Here is an 18,336-nt window from a genome sequence, read left to right as displayed (position 1 = left end):
AAAGGACTGACTTGATTGAAACAGATGCCCGACGCACCGCATTCCATCTACGGAGTTGAGAAATGGGGCAAGGGCCTTGTCGAGGTGACAGAGCAGGGCGAAATCGGCCTGCGCAATCCGCTGGCCCCTGACGCGGCGGCGATCAGCCTGCCCGGCATTCTGGCCGATTTGGACGACCGGGGGATCAAGGCGCCGATGGTGCTGCGGGTCAGTTCCTATCTGGAACATGAGATCGCGCATCTGAACGAGAGCTTTGCCGACGCCATCGCGCGGGTGGGCTACAAAGGCCCTTATCGCGGCGTGTTTCCGATCAAGGTGAACCAACAAGCGCAGGTTGTCGACCGCATCGTCGAGTTTGGCAAGAAATACAATTATGGGCTTGAGGCCGGATCGAAACCTGAACTGGTCGTGGCGCTGGCCCATCGTCTGGCCCCCGAGGCGTTGATCGTCTGCAACGGCGTCAAAGACGCCGAGTTCATCCAATTGGCCATCCTCTCCCGCAAGATCGGTTTCAACACCGTCATCGTTCTGGAAAGCCCGAAAGAGGCGGACACGGTGATCGAGGTCTATAACGAGCTAGGCATCGAACCCCTTATCGGTGTGCGAGTAAAACTGACCAACCAGATCAGCGGCAAATGGGAAGAAAGCTCGGGCGACCGGTCGGCCTTTGGCATGAACACGGACCAACTGGTCGCCACAGTGGACAAGCTGAAGGCGGCGGGGCTGCTGCACTGCCTGAAGCTGCAACACTCGCATCTGGGGTCGCAAGTGCAGGACGTCAACGATGTGCGCCGCGCCGTGGGCGAGGCGTGCCGGTATTACACCGAACTCACGCGCGAGGGCGTACCGCTGACCCACCTGGACCTCGGCGGCGGTATGGGCGTGGATTATACCGGTGAGAAAAAGGCCGCCGAGAACTCAATCAACTACACGGTCGAGGAATACTGCGCCAACGTGGTCGAAACCGTTGCCTATGCCATGGATGAGGCCGAAATTGCGCACCCCACGCTGGTCACCGAAAGCGGGCGCGCCGTGGTGGCGACCTCGTCAATGCTGGTCTTCAACGTGCTGGAGAGCACCCTCTACGATGCTCCCACCGGCCCCGAGGTTGAACCCGACGATCATCACATGGTCGCCGACCTTGCCGCCGTTCACGGGTACCTCAGCCAAGACCGTCTGCAGGAATGCTGGAACGACGCCACCTTTTACCGCAACGAACTGCGCGCCCTGTTCCGCCGGGGCTATGTCGACCTGCGCCAGATGGCCCGGGCCGAACGCATCTACCTGTCGCTGATGGCCCGCCTCAAGGCGCTGGCAGCCAGTGACGCATTGGACACGGATGTCGACGACCAGCTTGAGAAGGTGGCTGATATCTACCACTGCAACTTTTCGCTATTCCAATCCCTGCCCGATGTCTGGGCAATCGACCAGTTGCACCCCATCGTGCCGCTGCAGGGGCTGAACGAAACGCCGGACCGCCGCGCGGTGCTGAGCGACATCACCTGCGACAGTGACGGCAAGATCGACCGGTTCATACTGGCCGACGGCGTCTCACCCAGCCTGCCGGTGCATTCCCTGCCCGAAGACGGCGAGTACTTCATGGGCGTCTTCTTCGTCGGTGCCTATCAGGAAACGCTCGGCGATCTGCACAACCTGTTCGGCGACACCAACGTCGTCACCATAGACCTGCGCGCCGATGGCGGCTTCGACCTGCTGCATGAACAAGAGGGCGATACGATCAGTCAGGTCCTGTCCTATGTCGAGTTTGACCCGCAAGACTGCGTCGCCGCCTTCCGCAAAATGGTGGACGAGGCGATCTCGACCGGTACTCTTATGGCAAAAGACCGCAAAACCCTGATGAGCGCCTATCGCGACTCAATCAACGGCTACACCTATTACGAATAACCCCCTGAGAGGAGACGACCCCCATGGGAACTTTGAGTGGAAAAACACTGGTTGTCGGTGCAGGCGGCGTATCCCACGCAGCCGTGCATAAGATGGCGATGAACTCGGACATCTTCACCGAGATCACGCTGGCCAGCCGCACGAAATCGAAATGCGACGCCATCGCCGCAGCCGTGAAAGAGCGCGTCGGCGTTGATATCGCGACCGCCGCACTCGACGCCTATAAGGTCGAAGACACGGTCAAGCTGATCAAGTACACCGGTGCGGAAATCCTTGTGAACCTCGCCCTGCCCTATCAGGATCTGGTGCTGATGGACGCGTGTCTTGAGGCCGGCATCCACTACATCGACACCGCGAATTATGAGCCCGAGGACGAGGCCAAGTTCGAATACCACTGGCAATGGGCCTATCAGGAGCGCTTCAAAGCGGCCGGCCTGACCGCCATTCTCGGATCTGGCTTCGATCCGGGTGTGACCAGCGTATTCGCCAAATGGCTGAAGAAACACAAGCTGGACACGATCCGCCAGATCGACGTTCTGGACGCCAATGGCGGCAGCAACGATCAGGAATTCGCCACCAACTTCAACCCGGAAATCAACCTGCGCGAAGTGCTGGCCGAAGTGCGTCACTGGGAAAACGGCGCGTGGCAACACTCCCCCGCCATGACCCACAAAGTCGAGTTCGACTTTCCCGCCATCGGCCCCAAGAACATGTACCTGATGTATCACGAGGAACTGGAGAGCCTCAGCACCCACTTCCCCGAGATCGAGCGTGCGCGCTTCTGGATGACCTTTGGCGACGCCTACATCATGCACGCCAAGGTGCTGGAGAACATCGGCATGACTCGCATCGATCCAGTGATGCATGACGGCAAGGAAATCATCCCGATCCAGTTCCTGAAAACCCTGCTGCCCGATCCCGGCGATCTGGGCGCGGAAACCAAGGGCAAAGCCTGCATCGGCGACATCGCCACAGGTCAGGCCAAGGATGGCTCAGGCGAAAAGACCTTCTACATCTACAACATCTGCGACCACGAGGAATGCTATGCCGAGGTCGGTAGCCAGGCCGTCAGCTACACCACCGGCGTTCCAGTAATGATCGGCGCGGCCCAAGTGCTGAAAGGCAACTGGACCGAGCCCGGCGTCTGGAACATGGAACAGCTCGATCCCGATGACTTCATGGACATGCTGAACACCCACGGCTTGCCGTGGCAGGTCCACGAACTCGACGGCCCGGTCACCTTCTGATCCGCGCGGGCGGCCCCCACGGCCGCCCTGCTTCATCTGGCTAAAAATACCTCGGGGGGACCGGGGGGCTGGCCCCCCGGCCTCTCCACAATCGGAGACGCCTGACATGTCCGACATGATGACCACCCAAGCCGGCGACGCCGGTGCCTTTCGCAATTTCGACCTCAGCCGCGTCCCCACTCCCTGCTTCGTGGTCGACGAAAAGGCGATCGAGCGAAACCTGCGCATCCTCTCCGATATCGGTACACAATCTGGCGCGCATGTCCTGAGCGCGCTCAAGGCCTTCTCCATGTTCTCGCTGGCCCCGCTGGTCCGCCAACACCTCGGCGGCATCTGCGCGTCGGGCATCTTTGAGGCCCGTCTGGGTCGAGAGGAGTATGGCGGCGAGGTCGCAACCTTCTGCGCTGGCTACAAAGACGCAGATATTGACGAAATCCTGTCGCTGTCCGACCACATCATCTTCAACTCGCCTGCGCAAAAGGACCGGTTTCTCACGAAAACCCAAGCCGCAAACGTTCAGGTCGGCCTGCGCATCAACCCCGAACATTCCGAGGGCGAGATCCCCAAATACGACCCCTGCGCCCCCTGCTCGCGCCTCGGGACACCCGTCAGCCAACTGTCCGAAGAGACACTGAACGGAGTCGACGGGCTTCACATGCACACGCTCTGCGAACAGGGGTTTGAGCCTCTGCAGCGCACATGGGCTGCGGTCGAGCCGAAGCTTAAACCCTTCCTCGGGCAGCTCAAATGGCTGAATTTCGGCGGCGGGCACCACATCACTCGCGACGACTATGACCGCGAAGGGCTGATCGCTTTTATCAGGGCCATCCGAGAAACGTACAACGTCGACATCTACCTGGAACCCGGCGAGGCGGTCGCCTTGGACGCTGGCATTCTGGTCGGAGAAATCCTCGACCTGCCCACCAATGGGATGAACCTTGCGATCACCGACATCTCGGCCACCTGCCACATGCCCGACGTGATCGAAGCGCCATACCGCCCCGCTCTGATGGATGTGGCCGATGCAGGCCATACCTACCGCCTCGGCGGACCGTCTTGTCTGGCCGGTGACGTGATCGGCGACTACACGTGGAACCAGCCGCTTGAGATCGGGCAGCGCTTTGCCTTCCTAGATCAGGCGCATTATTCGATGGTCAAGACCAACACGTTCAATGGGGTGCCCCTGCCGACCATCGCCCTGTGGAACAGCGAAACGGACACGCTTAAGATCATCAAAGAGTTCGGCTATGACGACTTTAAGGACCGTCTCTCATGAGCATTTTCCTCGACAGTGAACTGACCACGTCCGAGCGCACCGAAGACGCGCGGTTCCGCGTGATCCCCGTACCGCTGGAGCGCACCGTGTCCTACGGTTCGGGCACCGCCAAAGGCCCCGAAGCCATCATCGAAGCCAGCAACGAACTGGAGCGTATCACCGGCCATACCGAGCCCTGCGTCGAGGGCATTTTCACCGAAAACCCGCTGGATTGCGAAGGCGCCCTCCCTGACGTCATGGAACGCCTTGCCCAACGCACCGAGGCCGCCATTCGTGCAGGCAAAGTGCCAGTAACGCTGGGCGGAGAGCATTCCCTCAGCTACGGCGCAGTGATGGGCGTGGCACGTGCGCTGAACCAACCCGTCGGCATCGTCCAGATCGACGCCCATGCGGATCTGCGCAATGCCTATCAGGGCGAGAAGCATTCGCACGCGTCAGTTATGCATCTGCTGGCTGAAGAAGGCATCAAACTGGCCCAATTCGGCGTCCGCGCGTTTTCCACCGAAGAGGCGCAAAGCCGTCTGAAAAACCACGTCTTCCATGTGGATGCCGAGGAGCTGGTCACCGGCAATATCCACGCCGTCGACCTGCCCGAGGATTTCCCCGAGCTGGTCTATGTCAGCTTTGACGTGGACGGTCTGGACCCTTCGTTGATGCCTGCCACCGGCACCCCGGTTCCGGGCGGGCTCGGTTACTACCAAGCCCTACGGTTGGTCGAACAAGCCCTTAAAGGCCGCAAATGCGTGGGGTTCGACGTGGTCGAATTGGCCCCCGATGGCAACGCGGCGTGGGATTTCACCGCCGCGCAGATCGTCTATCGGCTGATGGCGTCCTGTTAACCTTCGGAAGTCTCGTTCAATTCCATATGCCCTTCGCCCTTGTTCAATACGCGACGCAGCATGGGCTCGAAAAACTCCAGCGGCTTGGTCGGGTAGTTCGGGTCGAACGCCTTCTGATCGTATTCATGGCAGAAATAGCGGCAGTCTTCCCAATACGGGCTGTCGCGGTATTTGTCGCGGGCGTTTCGATCGCCGCCAAGGTGGTGGTTGTAGTAGTAACCCTGAAACACGCAGTGATGTTTCAATATCCAATAGGTCTTCTCGCTGACATAGGGCTTCATCATCGCCGCTGACAGCTCACCGTGATTGTATGGTGACAGGATATCGCCGGTGTCATGGATCAGAGCAGCGACCACCAGTTCCTCATCAGCCCCATCCTCATAGGCGCGGGTCGCGGCCTGCAAACTATGCTGATAGCGGTTGACCGGGTATGGCGTCCACTCCTCGTCCAGCGACCGGATCGCGTCCAGAATACGGTCGGGCAAAGCGGCATTGTACGCCTCTTCATACTCCATGACCGCATCCCAATCGGCTTTCGTCGCCTCTTCGAAACTAGTCCAGGTGGGTTTGTGGCTTTTGTCCAGCATGACACGGTCCTTATGCACATCGTTCACCACAGAGTAGCGCGGAACCATGACTCCAAAAAAATGATTTGATTTTATCAATTTGATGAAAAAATACTTTCAACATGCAAATCACAGCGCTCGAGACTTTCCTATGCGTGGCCGAAACCGGAGGGTTCCACGCCGCCGCCCGCAAGCTGAACGTGACACAGACCGCAGTCAGTGCCCGTATCCGGTCGATCGAGGAAGCGACTGGAAAACAGCTGTTTAACCGCGGTGCAGGTGGCACCACCCTGACTGATTTTGGTCGACAATTCCGCCCCTATGCCGAGCAGATGTTGTCTCTGTGGTCTTTTGCTTCGCGGGATCTGCCTGCTCAATCGACAAACCGAATAGCTCTGCGTCTTGGAGCGCAACTCAGCATCTGGGATCCATTGCTTGTCGATCTTGCTGTTCGATTTGAGCAGAAACTGGGCCAGTTGCTACTGACCCTTAACTACGACCACGATCTGGACATGATCGACGCGGTCGCCACACATGTATTGGACGCGGCCCTTACCCACGAAAAACCGTCAGACACACGGATCATTTCTGACGAACTAGCCCCAGAGCGCTTGCGGCTCGTCAAATCCGCAGGCTCGGGCGGCGACCCGGTGTTCGTCAACCTGGAACTGGGTGAGGTCTATCAGGACCATGTTCGCTCAACCGCGCGCAGTGCATCGGGACAAACAGTGTTTCTGGGCAATTGCATGATGGCGCTTCGCTATATCCTGCGGCGGGGCGGGATCGGCTATTTCCCAGACTACGTTATCGCCGACCATCTGGCATCTGGCGAATTGACGGCTGTGCCCGACGCGCGCGATCTGATGTTGCCACTCTATCTGGTCACGCGCCGTTCCAGCCCCGCGTTTGACAACATTCGGGATTGCCTGACTGATCTGAGAAAACCTGCCTAAGCCGCGGACGCCTGCCGCAGTCTGGACCGTCCTCTTACCAACGGCCTCCCTGCGATTAGCAGGAACAGACATGATATCAGGATACCGATAATTGCTGGCAAATACAGCACGATCCACAACCCCGGATCGGCAACGACAATGGGCGAAACAAAACCGCGCACACCTTCTAAAAGCACCAAAATCGTAAAGGCACCGAAGATTTGCGGCCATAGGCCAAATCGCGAAAAACTACCCAGCATCAGGGTTGCGTATCCGGCCATTGAAACGGCGACGCAAATGGCGATCCACGAGAACCTCTGATGCAGCTCCTCGATCAATTCGCCCTCAGTGAATCCTTCCGCCGCTGCTATTTCCGCCCGGTTTTGAAAAAGCTCATTGGTCGGGATCGCCTCGAGGCTTCGTTCTGTCATCCGATTGGTGTTCGTTAACCCTGAGATGTCGTACGAGGCGTCCTCAAACAGTGTCGAAGAAAGCGTTTTGTCCTCTTGATCCAGGCGCAAAGCAACACCGTCCACCATAACCAGATGGATACCCGAACCGCCATTGACCAGATAGGCCGTTTTACTGGAGTAGCTCACGGGAGTTGCCTCATCCCTGCGGTCGGACACAAAGACCTCGTGCAAAGTCCCATCCAGGTCAATCCGACCGATATATACCGTGACGCCAGTGGTCGGGTGCAGAAACTCACCTTCGTTCAACAGTTGAGCGGTCACGTCGCCTGCGACTTCGGCCTGACGCAGTTCCAGCTGTTCGACCGAGGCAGGGCGCAGGAAAATACTGATCGACGCCATCATGGCGCCAGACACAAGACCAAACAGGAAAACCGCGCGCGCAAGGCGCCACGGGCTGGACCCGGTCGCCAGCATTACGGTCAATTCACTTTCACGACTCAGCCGGTTGGTTGCGTAGACGGCCGCAGCAAATACAGCCATTGGCATCACGGTTCGGATTAGCGTCGGCAGAGTCAGGGCGGTAAATTCCAGAAACACAAGCGCCGACTGTCCGCCACTGATTACGCGGTCAAACAGGCTAACCGAGCGAGTGATCCAGAAGACCCCCACCAGAATTAGAGTGAAAAAGCCGAACAGAATCAGCAATTGTCGCAGGAAATATCCATCGAAACGCGACATGTATCCTCATCCGGCCCCTGGGTGTTTCACCGGACAATATGCCAATCGCCGGGCCGAGGAAACCGGAATGCGAAGGAATAGCCCAAATTGACCATCCGTCGTCAGGGATTTTGGAGCAAATTACATTATCTTCGCGTACGGTCAGGCCGTCGGTCGTCCTGGTGCGTCACCCAATGCAAGCAACAACAGGATCGCCAATAAGGGTGATGCTACAAGACCTATCAGAAACCAGATGAGAACGGATCGGTTGCGGCGTCCCGCCATCGTGATCGGGAGAATGTAGAGCCAGATCACGAAAATCAGTAACAAGAGCAAAAGAACAAGTTGGATAATAGGTGCGTCCATATCTGAGCCTCGTAATTTTATTACGAACCTGCCCGTTCTACGCGCGGTGTCAACACCGGCCGTTAGTTGCGTATCGACATAAAAAGCCTCGGATCCCGGGATCCGATCTCTCGACCTAATGATACAAAGTGAAATTTGGCAGGGGCAGCAGGGTTCGAACCCGCGACCTACGGTTTTGGAGACCGTCGCTCTACCAACTGAGCTATACCCCTAAGGTGCGCATCAGATATGCCAGCCGCGCGGCGGACTCAAGAGGCTTTTTCAGATTCTGTTGCTCTAAACCTATGCGACAAACAAGTTGCGCATGGCGTTGAGTTCTATAAGACACAATTTGCTTGGCAGAAGGACCCCGCCCGTGAGTATCCGCAAGAAGATCGCTGATAGTGAAGCCCTGTTGAACTGGGCCGCGCGGCGCATTGCGTGGTATATCCGGCTGGTCCATCGCAACACCGAATGGCAGCGTATTGGCTATGAGGAACTGGACCAGTCGGCCGAACAGGGCGAACCGGTCATCGTGGTGCTTTGGCACCAAAGGCTGGCGCAATCGCCCTATTTCTACCCGCTGGACAAGGGGCCCATCTGCTCCATCACCTCGTCTGCGCGCGCGGGCAGCATGGTTGGTCGAGTGCAAAAGCTGTTCGGTATGGACACGATCGCCATGACCAGTAAGAAATCGAACAACATTGCCGTGTCGCGGGCGGTGATCGGCAAGATCAAACAGGGCATTTCCATCGGCATCGCCGCCGACGGTCCGCGCGGTCCGGAAAGGGTGTTGTCCACGGTGCCCTTGGTCTGGGCAAGGACCTCGGGCAAGCGGGTGTTCGGGATTACCTTTTCCGCGGAACATGGTCGCGAGGCGGGCACATGGGACCGGTTGCTAATGCCGCGTCCCTGGCGCAACAAGGGCGTGTTTATTTGCCGGGAATGGACAGAAACCGTGCCGCGCAAAGCCTCGGACGAGCAGATTGAGGCGCTGCGCCTCAGTCTTGAACAACATATGAATGACATCACGGCCGAGGCCGACCGCATGGTCGGGCGCGAGCCTTGGTCGCCGTCCTAACCGCCGCGCAAACGCTGCATCAGGTAAACTTCACTGCCTTCGGGGATCGGTTCGGTCAGACCGGTTGCGATGACGCGCCCGTCGATGGCGATGGACACGCCCGCCTCAATTGGGCCTTCCAGTTGCGGATGCGTCCTGACCAGTTCCCGTAGCAGATCGCCGGTGGTTTTGGCCTCGACCTCCACCACCTGCTGACCCCCGGTCAAAGACCGGAGGCCGGACCAGAGGTGGACCTCAACCATTGTCCTTGAGCGCCGCCAGAATGCGCGGCGGGGACATCGGCAGTTGCTTCATCCGAACGCCAGCCGCGTTGGACACAGCATTGGCGATGGCGGCCAAGGGCGGCACGATGCCCGTCTCACCCACGCCGCGCACACCGAAGGGGTGGCCGGGGTTGGGCACTTCGACAATCACCGTGTCGATCATGGGCAGGTCGCTGGCGACCGGAATGCGATAATCAAGGAAGATCGAGTTCTGCAACCGTCCATCCTCGCCATAAATATATTCCTCGTTCAGCGCCCAGCCGATACCTTGCGCGGCACCGCCCTGGAACTGGCCCTCGACATAGGTCGGGTGGATCGCCTTACCGGCGTCCTGAATGACCGTATAGCGGGTGATCGTGGTCTTGCCGGTTTCCGGATCGACCTCGGCGTCAACAATGTGGGTGCCAAAGGACACGCCTGCGCCTTCGGGCGTCGCCTCAAAATGGCCCGAGATCGGACCCCCGGTGTGTCCCATTTTGGCGGTGATATCTGCCAACGGCATCGGGTCAAAGTCACCCGCGTTCGGGCCCGAAGGCACGGCGCAACCGTTTTCCCACTTCACGGCTTCAACCGGGATATCCCATTTGGCCGCTGCACGTTCGCACAGTTTTTCGACAGCATGGCGCGCCGCCTTGATCGTTGCCAGACCCGAAGCATAGGTCACCCGGCTACCGTGGCTGACGTCGTTATACCCCAGCGTTGCGGTGTCTGCGACGGTGACACGGATGTTCTCATATGGAATGCCCAACACCTCGGCCGCCATCAGCGCCATCGACGCGCGCGAGCCGCCGATATCGGGCGTGCCCACCATCAACTGGGCTGAGCCGTCTTCGGACAACGCCAAGGTTACCGACGTTTCACCCCCGTGGTTGAACCAGAAGCCGCAGGAGACGCCGCGTCCCTGCCCCGGCTTCAACGGCGCCGAATAATGCGGATGCGCCTTGGCGGCCTCGAGCGTTTCCACCAGACCGATGCGTTCATAACGCGGGCCATAGCTGGCCTTGGTGCCCTCATGCGCGGCGTTCTTTAGACGCACCTCGATCGGGTCGAGACCCAGCTTGTTGCACATCTCATCAATGACCGACTCGACCGCAAAAGCCCCCATCGGCGCGCCCGGCGCGCGATAAGCGGCTTGCTTAGGGCGGTTGGCCATCACGTCATAGCCGATCTGTTTGACGTTGGTCAGGTTATAGGCCGCAAAGGCGCACATGGCGGTCATATCGCCCGGCGCACCGGGGAACGCGCCGCCTTGCAGACGGAACTCACCCCGCGCGGCGGTGATCGTGCCGTCCTTCTTCATGCCAATTTTGATATCCATCGAGGCCGAGGCGGTCGGCCCCGTCGCCCGGAACACTTCGGATCGGGTCATGACCAGCTTGACCGGGCGGTTCGCCTTGCGGCTCAGCGCCAGCGCGACCGGTTCGATGAAAACCGTGGTCTTGCCGCCAAATCCACCGCCAATCTCGGACGCGGTAACGCGCAGCTGCGAGGTTTCGATGCCCAGCAGTGCCGCACATGTCTTTTGCGCAATCCAGTGGCCTTGGGTAGTGCACCACAGCTCACCTTTGCCGTCATTGCCCAACAGGCCAAGACAGGCGTGCGGCTCGATATAGCCCTGATGGGTCGCCTCGGTGACAAAGCTATCTTCAAGGACCAGATCTGCCTCGGCAAAGCCTGCGTCGACATCGCCATGACCGCTTTCGTGATACCGCACAACGTTGGGGTGCATCACTTCGGGCACGGAATAATCCGCCGCACCTTCGCGAATGACCGGTGCATCCGGGGCCATCGCTTTGTCAACGTCGGTCACATGAGGCAATACCTCGTACTCAACCTCGATCAGCTTCAGCGCATCCCGCGCGGCCAGCGCCGAAGTTGCCGCCACCGCAGCCACCGCATGACCATCATAGAGAGCCTTCTCACCGGCCATAACGTTTTCCAGCACGTTCCAGAATTCGCCAGCCAAACCCGGCTTGAACGGCACGTCGGCGAAATCAGCGCGTGTCACGACGGCTTTGACGTCTTTCAGCGCCTCAGCCTTCGATGTGTCGATTTTCACGATCCGCGCATGGGCGTGGGGTGAGCGCAGGATCGCGCCATGCAGCATGCCGGGCGCAGACATATCCGCGCCGAACTTGGCGCGGCCCGTCACCTTGTCCAACCCGTCAGGGCGGTTCGGACGGGTGCCGACAAAAGTGAAATCCGTTTTACGATCGTCCAGAGCCATTACGAAGCCTCCCGCAATTCTTCTGCCGTTTCCATGACGGCGCGAATGATCTTGTCATAGCCGGTGCAGCGGCAGAGGTTACCCGCCAGCCAATACCGGGTTTCTTCCTCGGTCGGGTTGGGGTTTTTCTCCAGCAGCGATTTGGCCGCAACCAGAATGCCCGGCGTGCAGATGCCGCATTGCAGGGCTGCATGTTCGATGAATTTCTGCTGCAGCGGATGCAGCACGTCACCATCCGCGATACCTTCGACGGTTTCGATGGTCTTACCCTCGGCCTCAGCGCCCAGCATCAGGCAGGAACAGACCAGACGGCCATCAACCGTGACCGAGCACGCGCCGCAATCGCCAGTACCGCAGCCCTCTTTCGCGCCGGTCAGGTTCAGCTTGTCGCGCAAACAATCCAGCAGGGTTTCGCGCGGGTCGCACAGAAAATCGACCTCATCGCCGTTCACGGTGGTCGTTACGTGGAGCTTGCTCATGCTTTCTCTCCCTTCGCGCGGGCATAGGCGATTTTCGCGGCGCGCTTGGCCAGAACGCCTGCGACCTCGGTGCGGAATTCGATCGTGCCGCGTTTGTCGTCGATTGGGTTACAGGCGGCCGATGCCGCAGCCGCCAGCGCGTCCAACGCAGCATCGTCCAGAGTGCTACCGATGATGGCCTTGGCGCAGTCTTCAACCAGCAGGACAGTTGGTGCAACAGCCCCCAGCGAGACGCGTGCCTCGGTCACGGTATCACCGTCCAGACGCAGGCTGACACCCACGCCAACAACGGCGATGTCCATCTCGGTGCGCGGGATGAACCGCAGATACGCGTCACCCGCATTGTTCCCGCGCGCAGGGATGTTTACGGCCGAGATCACCTCACCCTTGGACAGCGAGGTCTTGCCGGGTCCGGTTGGGATATCCTCGACAGCCACCTCACGCGTTCCATCCGGGCCAGTGACAGAAACGGTCACACCAGCGGCAACCATCGCAGGCACCGAATCCGCCGCCGGAGAGCCATTACACAGGTTTCCGGTCAGCGTCGCCCGCCCCTGCACCTGAGTCGAACCGATCAGGTCCATCGCCTCAACCACGCCGGGCCAGTCGCGGCTCAGTTCAGCATGTTCGCTCATCTCGGCACCGGTTGCGGCAACGCCAAGGGTCCAACTGCCGTCTGCATTACGGGTGATGTCACTGACACCGTCGATCTTCTTGATGTCGATCAGCGTATCGGGCGTGACCAGTTCCGAGCGCAACTGCACCAGAACATCCGTTCCACCGGCCAGAAAGCGGGTGACGCCCGTTGCGTTTGCAGCCAGAGCCGACGCCTCGGCAAAACTGGCGGGGCTGTGATAATCCATGAAAATACCTCGCACCTGTTGATCAGGGTTCACTAGGGTTCGGCAGGGACGTTAGTGCAGCGGCGCCCCAACGTCCATGGTTGGAGCGACCAATTTTTGAGATAAAAAAGTCGTTTCCTGACCTTGGCTCAGAGGTCGATCTCGATCACACCATCCGGCTGCGCCGCCCGGCTTTGGCATAGGATGATAGCGCTCTCACGTTGTTTCTTGGACAAAACGAAATCGCGGTGTTCGACCTCACCCGAAATCACGCCGCACTTGCAGACCCCACAGATGCCGTCGGCGCATTTCACATCCACGTGAATGCCTGTCTCGTTCAGCACCTGCGCTGCATCTTTGTCGGCGGGTACAGTCAGATCTCGACCCGATTTTGCCAGCCGCAAAGTGAAGGCGTGATTCTCATAGTCCGGCTGTTCGGGAACCGAGAAATACTCCAGATGCCGCGCTTCTTCGGGAAAGCCCTGACGCTCAGCCGCTTGCATAACTCCGTCCATGAAGCGATCAGGGCCACAGGTATAGACGTGCCAACCGTCTTGATATCCCGACAGGACGGCTTCTAGATCGGCCCGTGTGCCTTCGTCCGAGAAATGATAGTGCACGTGATCCGCCCAAGGCATCGCTGCCAGATCCTTCAGATACCCGGCCCCGGCACGGGTACTGGCCGAATAGTGCAGCTGGAACGGTTTGCCCAAGGCATACAGACGGTGAGCAAAGGCGATCATAGGAGTGATGCCGATCCCGCCGCCCATCAGGAAGGTCTTGGTTGCGCCCTCGTCCAGTTCGAAATGGTTGATGGGTTTCGAGATGAAGACCTTGCGCCCCTCGTTGAAAATGCGGTGCAGCAGAGCTGAGCCACCGCGTCCCGCATCCTCGCGCAATACACCGATCTGATAGGTGGCGCGGTCTGCTGGATCGCCGGACATGGAGTATTGCCGCAGGAATTCCGGCGCGACCAGCACGTCCAGATGCGCGCCCGCCGTCCATTCGGGCAGTGGTGAGCCGTCCAGCGTCGAGAATTCGTACTTGGTCACATCCGCAGTCATCTTGTCGACCTTGGTCAGTGCGACGCGCATAACCGGGGCATCGCCCGCGATGGTATAGCGGTGGATCACCGACAGATCGCCCGCCGCTTTGCGCGCCTTGTATTCCTCGGCCGTGACCATGGCCTCATAGGCTGCGATCCCAGCCTCGCGGTCCATGGCGAACGGATAGGGCCAGGGGTGCGGGGCCAGATAGGCAGGGTAAACGGCCAGAGTCTGATCCTCGTATTTCAGGTCCAAGTCGGTTTGCAGATCGCGCCGGTTCAGCGGGTGGTCAGTCGGGCGATAGGCACCGTCCGGTTGCAGCTCCAGATCCCACCACCATTTCTTGACATCGTTCAGCCCGCCATTGCCCACCACATCATCCAACCGCGCCAGCGCGGGCGCGGCTTTGGGAATATTCATCGCGGCCCAGCGGAAGGGGCGTTCCTTGAAGATGCCCTCAAGGTTCCAAGGGCAGGTCTTCATACACCGCCCGCACATCGCCCCACCCGGCGTGGTTACCCGGTAGGTGGCGCATTTTTGGCTGTCGGACTTCCAGATCTCATAGCCGTTGAACATAAGCTTCGGCCCGGCCGTGATCGCACCCGAAGGGCATTCGCGGGCGCATTTGTTGCAGCTTTCGCAGAAGGTCTGCAGACCGAAATCGATCGGCTTGTCATGCGACATCGGCATATCCGTCGTCACCGCGCCGGATTTTAGGCGGGGCCCCAGATAGGGGTTAAGGATCACCTCTCCGATCCGGCTAACCTCGCCCAGCCCAGACAACAACAGCAGTGGCGGCTGTAACACCTCGCCATCCATTACGGTATGCGCGCGGGCCTTATAGCCCAGATTGCGGATCTGTTGCGCGATCACTCCACCCAGTAACGAAAACCGCAGATAAGCGCGCATCGACTGCGCGACACTGATCCAGTCATCGCCGCTGGCGCCCTCCATCGTCTCATAACCCTGGTCGATGATCATGCTGATGGCCTGGTCATGGGGCGTCGTGATCTCCTCGCCCGTTGCGTCATGCGAGTACCACGCCCAGTCCGGGCACCGGCTGAGGCCCACCGCATCGACCCCCAGAAAATACGTGGCCGCCTTGATATTCGCGGCATTGCGTGCAGCGTCGGTTGGTGGCGCGGTATCGGCGCTTTCCCCATCCTGCAGCAACACGAACGCGCCCAGCGCGCGGCGTTGCGCGGTACTGGGCGCGGCCTTGCGTACATAATACCCGCCCTTGGCCCCGTCTTGCAGATGCTTGCCCATATCCCCGAACTGCGCGCGGGCGAACATGTCGGCACGCTTGGGGACGCGGGCGACGTTTTCCTCGTCGATATAAGTTGTAGGTTTTTCCACCCGCTTGAGGGTCTCAAACGGATGCGCCCCGTCCACATAGCGCCGTTTGGCATAAGGGTCGCGGTTCAGCGCGTTCTTGGCAAAGCCCGCGCCCAGCCACCACGCCGGGCCTTGGGTTGGAAACCACGGCTGCTGCGTCATGGGGCGCAGGGGCTGATCGTGGGCGATCTCCATCTCGGTCGTGACCGCAGCCAGTCCGAACCGTTTACCCAGCCACGGCGCGACCAGCTCTCCGTCTTCGACCGAACACAGCCCCGCCGCGACGGCCAGCTTACCCAGATCAACCTCAGAGGACATGACCGTATGCGCCCGCGCGTCAAAGCCCAGAATGCGGATGTAGTTGGCGATGACCACGGCGTTTTCGGTCGCCAGAAGACAAGCGCGGTGGTCTTGCGCATCCATGATCCAATCTGCGCCGGGCTCGTTGGGGTCCGGGTCGCGGTTGTGTTCGTACAGAAAGACAATCGCATGGCGATGGGTGTCCATGGGGCGCGGTTTGGCCTCCATGCTTTCTTTCAGATCGGCCATGATCAGGTCGATCCCCGAAGCCAATGTCTTGGTCTGCCGTGTTTTCAGCGCATGGGCCAGACGGTCGATATCGGGGTTTCGGCGGGGTTCGGTCAGCAATGCCTCGGGCGGCAGAGGACCACACCCCATCATTGAGGCATCATTGAAATAGCCGAACGCTTTTAGATGGTTGGCACGACCGGTCAGATCGGCAGGCACCTTGGACTCCACCGGATTCACGAACCCATCCCGGATCGTATCCAGCATCGCTTGAAACTCACCCATCGCATTGACAATGCTCTCAGGGCACTCAGGGCGATGAAAGCCAAGTGTTGGCATGCGCATCACCTCGGAAAGATCAGGCAAATCCGACTGCCGTGCCAACCGTTCTAGCGGGTATTGCCCCATATGAACCGGGCGGTTCTTGTCCGAGAAAAAGCGGATTCCCATCGCGCACCTCCTGATGATGACAGTCACCTATTGCGCACTGGACTGCAAATCCATTCATGAATAATCATACACGTCATGAGGAAAACTGATTTTACTGATCTGGACGGTAAGGTCTTGCGCGTGTTTCTGACCATTCTCGAAGAAAGTTCGGTATCGAAAGCGGCCGACCGGTTGGGCGTGACGCAATCAGCGATCAGCCATACGCTGGCCAAATTGCGACAGGTTCTAGGCGATCCGCTGTTTGTCCGCTCGGGTCAGGGGCTGACCCCGACCGAACGGGCTTTGTCGCTGAAAGACCCAGCGCAAAACGTGCTGGATGCAATGCGGGCGCTGACCGAAAACCGCCCGTTTGATCCGATGCTCGAGGAAATGCAATTTCAGATCGCCACCAACGACATGCCGCGCGAACTGATCTTTCCCGAACTGCTGCGCGCCACACGAGCCGAGGGCGTCCGGTTGCGGCTAGGGTTCATACCTTCGGGTGTTCCCGATCCGGACTTGTTGCGTAGCGACCGGTGCCAGCTGATGCTGACGCCCCTGCCGCCGGATGGGCCGGACATCTTTCAGAAACGTATTCTCTGCAGCCCATTGATGATCTTTTACGATGCAGAACGACGCTGTCCGCCGGACAGTTGGCACGCCTACTGTGCGACTGAACATGTTGACGTTCGGTTTCCCGATGGCCGCAGTTCGCGAGCGGTGATGCGGGGCGTAGACCAAAGCCAGATCAGACCACCCACCGTCACCTTGCCTCATTTCAACGCCATCCCGTCCTTTGTAAAAGGCAGCGACCTGATCTCGACCGACACCGCGTTGATGAAACGCGGGCCACTGGCTGCGCTGGACTGCGCGCCCTTGCCGTTTAAATGCGAGCCGGTCTCGATCTACATGGTCTGGCATCAAAGGTCGGCAAACGATCCTGCTCATCGCTGGGTACGTAACAGGATCGAGTCCACCGCGCGCGCCCTTCAGACCTGAGATAAAAGCCATTTTTGCACCACCTCAACCAGTTCAGGTTGTCGGGGGCGTTTTGGCACGACGATGTGAAAACCGAGATCCTCGACCAATACGTCAGGCAGAGGTTGAACAAGGCGTCCTGACGCCAGTTCGGCCGCGACCAATGGCGCATTGGCCAGCGCTATCCCTTGCCCGGACACAGCCGCGTCAATGGCAAGGCTTGTCTGGCTAAAGTTCATCATTCGTGGCTTGCCGACAACTCCGGCCCGATCAAGGAACAGAGGCCAAAGACCGTGGGTGTCGTTCAAAAGGATTGCGCCTGACAGGTTCTGCGGCGCTTTGACTTGGGTGGCCAACGAAGGGCTACAGACCACAATGAATTCAGTCGAAAACAAAGGCACCGATGATAAGTCGCTGCCAAATGGGGATCGACCCTGTCGCACGGCGATATCGACCCCGTCGCTTTTGAAATCTGCCAACCGCTCGCGCGCGTCGATCTGAACGGCGATATCCGGATACCGCGAGGAAAAGTCCTTTAGCCGTGGCACCAACCATTTCGACGCGAAACTGGGCGTGACCGAAATCGTAACATGTCTGTCGCCGGACAGATCGGTGACCGCCTCTTCGATCAAACGAAAAGCGCGGCGCAGAGGGGCATGAAACCTGCGTCCGGCTTCGGTCAGAGCAAGACCACGTGGCAGGCGATCAAACAGCTTCTCGGCCAATCGCGCTTCTAGTCCGCGCACCTGTTGGGCAACCGCCCCTTGCGTCACGCCCAACTCTTCTGCTGCCAGTCGAAAGTTGAGATGTCGCGCCGAGGCTTCAAACGCGCGTAGGGCATTGAGCGGGGGTAATGCGGTCATATGACCATCCTGTAGATTTTCT

General features: G+C 59.3%; 16 protein-coding genes and 1 tRNA gene. 7 read left to right on the top strand and 10 right to left on the bottom strand.

Going from position 1 to position 18,336, the window contains the following annotated elements; genetic code table 11:
• Positions 1–15: 15 nt before the first annotated feature.
• The 4 genes from speA to speB all read left to right on the top strand — a co-directional run bounded on the left by speA (position 16) and on the right by speB (position 5,267).
• The gene (speA, locus tag ACR0DX_RS06420) at positions 16–1,905 is read left to right on the top strand and encodes a biosynthetic arginine decarboxylase (protein ID WP_170353352.1); all 1,890 of its coding nucleotides are present in this window, start codon (positions 16–18) and stop codon (positions 1,903–1,905) included.
• A 23-nt stretch (positions 1,906–1,928) separates the two neighbouring features.
• Complete coding sequence (locus ACR0DX_RS06415; protein ID WP_170353353.1) at positions 1,929–3,152, top strand: saccharopine dehydrogenase family protein; 1,224 nt, start codon at positions 1,929–1,931, stop codon at positions 3,150–3,152.
• Between the two features lie 106 nt (positions 3,153–3,258).
• Positions 3,259–4,428, top strand: a complete 1,170-nt coding sequence (gene nspC, locus ACR0DX_RS06410) for a carboxynorspermidine decarboxylase (RefSeq protein WP_170353354.1) — start codon at positions 3,259–3,261, stop codon at positions 4,426–4,428.
• A complete protein-coding gene (gene speB / locus ACR0DX_RS06405; protein WP_170353355.1) occupies positions 4,425–5,267 on the top strand; it encodes an agmatinase in 843 nt (280 codons plus the stop codon). The genes nspC and speB overlap by 4 nt, the downstream gene beginning before the upstream one ends.
• On the opposite strand, the gene ACR0DX_RS06400 is transcribed toward speB, so the two are convergent.
• Positions 5,264–5,854, bottom strand: coding sequence for an HD domain-containing protein (locus ACR0DX_RS06400; RefSeq protein ID WP_170353944.1), 591 nt, complete (start codon positions 5,852–5,854; stop codon positions 5,264–5,266). The genes speB and ACR0DX_RS06400 overlap by 4 nt on opposite strands.
• Before the next feature lie 101 nt (positions 5,855–5,955).
• Here ACR0DX_RS06400 and ACR0DX_RS06395 point away from each other — a divergent pair, with 101 nt between their 5' ends.
• On the top strand, positions 5,956–6,786 hold the full coding sequence (locus tag ACR0DX_RS06395; RefSeq protein WP_480845528.1) for a LysR family transcriptional regulator: 831 nt from the start codon (positions 5,956–5,958) through the stop codon (positions 6,784–6,786).
• On the opposite strand, the gene lptF is transcribed toward ACR0DX_RS06395, so the two are convergent.
• The 3 genes from lptF to ACR0DX_RS06380 all read right to left on the bottom strand — a co-directional run bounded on the left by lptF (position 6,783) and on the right by ACR0DX_RS06380 (position 8,473).
• Complete coding sequence (lptF, locus tag ACR0DX_RS06390; RefSeq protein WP_480845526.1) at positions 6,783–7,916, bottom strand: LPS export ABC transporter permease LptF; 1,134 nt, start codon at positions 7,914–7,916, stop codon at positions 6,783–6,785. The two genes, ACR0DX_RS06395 and lptF, sit on opposite strands and share 4 nt — an antisense overlap.
• A gap of 141 nt (positions 7,917–8,057) precedes the next feature.
• Entirely contained in the window at positions 8,058–8,225 is a 168-nt protein-coding gene (locus ACR0DX_RS06385; RefSeq protein ID WP_480845524.1) for a hypothetical protein, read from the bottom strand.
• A 172-nt stretch (positions 8,226–8,397) separates the two neighbouring features.
• Positions 8,398–8,473, bottom strand: a tRNA-Trp gene (locus tag ACR0DX_RS06380).
• Positions 8,474–8,616: 143 nt separating this feature from the next.
• On the opposite strand from ACR0DX_RS06380, the gene ACR0DX_RS06375 reads away from it, so the two are divergent.
• Complete coding sequence (locus ACR0DX_RS06375; protein WP_170353359.1) at positions 8,617–9,321, top strand: DUF374 domain-containing protein; 705 nt, start codon at positions 8,617–8,619, stop codon at positions 9,319–9,321.
• Here the strand turns inward: ACR0DX_RS06375 and ACR0DX_RS06370 are convergent.
• The 5 genes from ACR0DX_RS06370 to ACR0DX_RS06350 all read right to left on the bottom strand — a co-directional run bounded on the left by ACR0DX_RS06370 (position 9,318) and on the right by ACR0DX_RS06350 (position 16,494).
• Complete coding sequence (locus tag ACR0DX_RS06370) at positions 9,318–9,563, bottom strand: MoaD/ThiS family protein (RefSeq protein ID WP_170353360.1); 246 nt, start codon at positions 9,561–9,563, stop codon at positions 9,318–9,320. The genes ACR0DX_RS06375 and ACR0DX_RS06370 overlap by 4 nt on opposite strands.
• Entirely contained in the window at positions 9,556–11,811 is a 2,256-nt protein-coding gene (locus tag ACR0DX_RS06365) for a xanthine dehydrogenase family protein molybdopterin-binding subunit (protein WP_170353361.1), read from the bottom strand. Before ACR0DX_RS06365 ends, ACR0DX_RS06370 begins: the two co-directional genes overlap by 8 nt.
• A complete protein-coding gene (locus tag ACR0DX_RS06360; RefSeq protein WP_170353362.1) occupies positions 11,811–12,290 on the bottom strand; it encodes a (2Fe-2S)-binding protein in 480 nt (159 codons plus the stop codon). Before ACR0DX_RS06360 ends, ACR0DX_RS06365 begins: the two co-directional genes overlap by 1 nt.
• On the bottom strand, positions 12,287–13,153 hold the full coding sequence (locus tag ACR0DX_RS06355) for an FAD binding domain-containing protein (protein WP_170724104.1): 867 nt from the start codon (positions 13,151–13,153) through the stop codon (positions 12,287–12,289). Before ACR0DX_RS06355 ends, ACR0DX_RS06360 begins: the two co-directional genes overlap by 4 nt.
• 128 nt (positions 13,154–13,281) lie before the next feature.
• Entirely contained in the window at positions 13,282–16,494 is a 3,213-nt protein-coding gene (locus tag ACR0DX_RS06350; RefSeq protein WP_170353364.1) for a reductive dehalogenase, read from the bottom strand.
• Between the two features lie 75 nt (positions 16,495–16,569).
• Between ACR0DX_RS06350 and ACR0DX_RS06345 the strand changes: the two genes are divergently transcribed.
• Positions 16,570–17,472: a LysR family transcriptional regulator gene (locus tag ACR0DX_RS06345; RefSeq protein WP_170353365.1), complete on the top strand. Its 903-nt coding sequence runs from the start codon at positions 16,570–16,572 to the stop codon at positions 17,470–17,472.
• Here ACR0DX_RS06345 and ACR0DX_RS06340 read toward each other — a convergent pair.
• Positions 17,463–18,314 carry a LysR substrate-binding domain-containing protein gene (locus tag ACR0DX_RS06340; RefSeq protein WP_170353366.1) on the bottom strand — a complete coding sequence of 284 codons (852 nt, stop codon included), beginning with the start codon at positions 18,312–18,314 and terminating at the stop codon, positions 17,463–17,465. The two genes, ACR0DX_RS06345 and ACR0DX_RS06340, sit on opposite strands and share 10 nt — an antisense overlap.
• Positions 18,315–18,336 lie beyond the last annotated feature (22 nt).

This window comes from Ruegeria sp. D3 (assembly GCF_056534465.1).
Note: the sequence above shows the minus strand (reverse complement) of the source record. Positions and strands in the feature narration are given on the sequence as shown.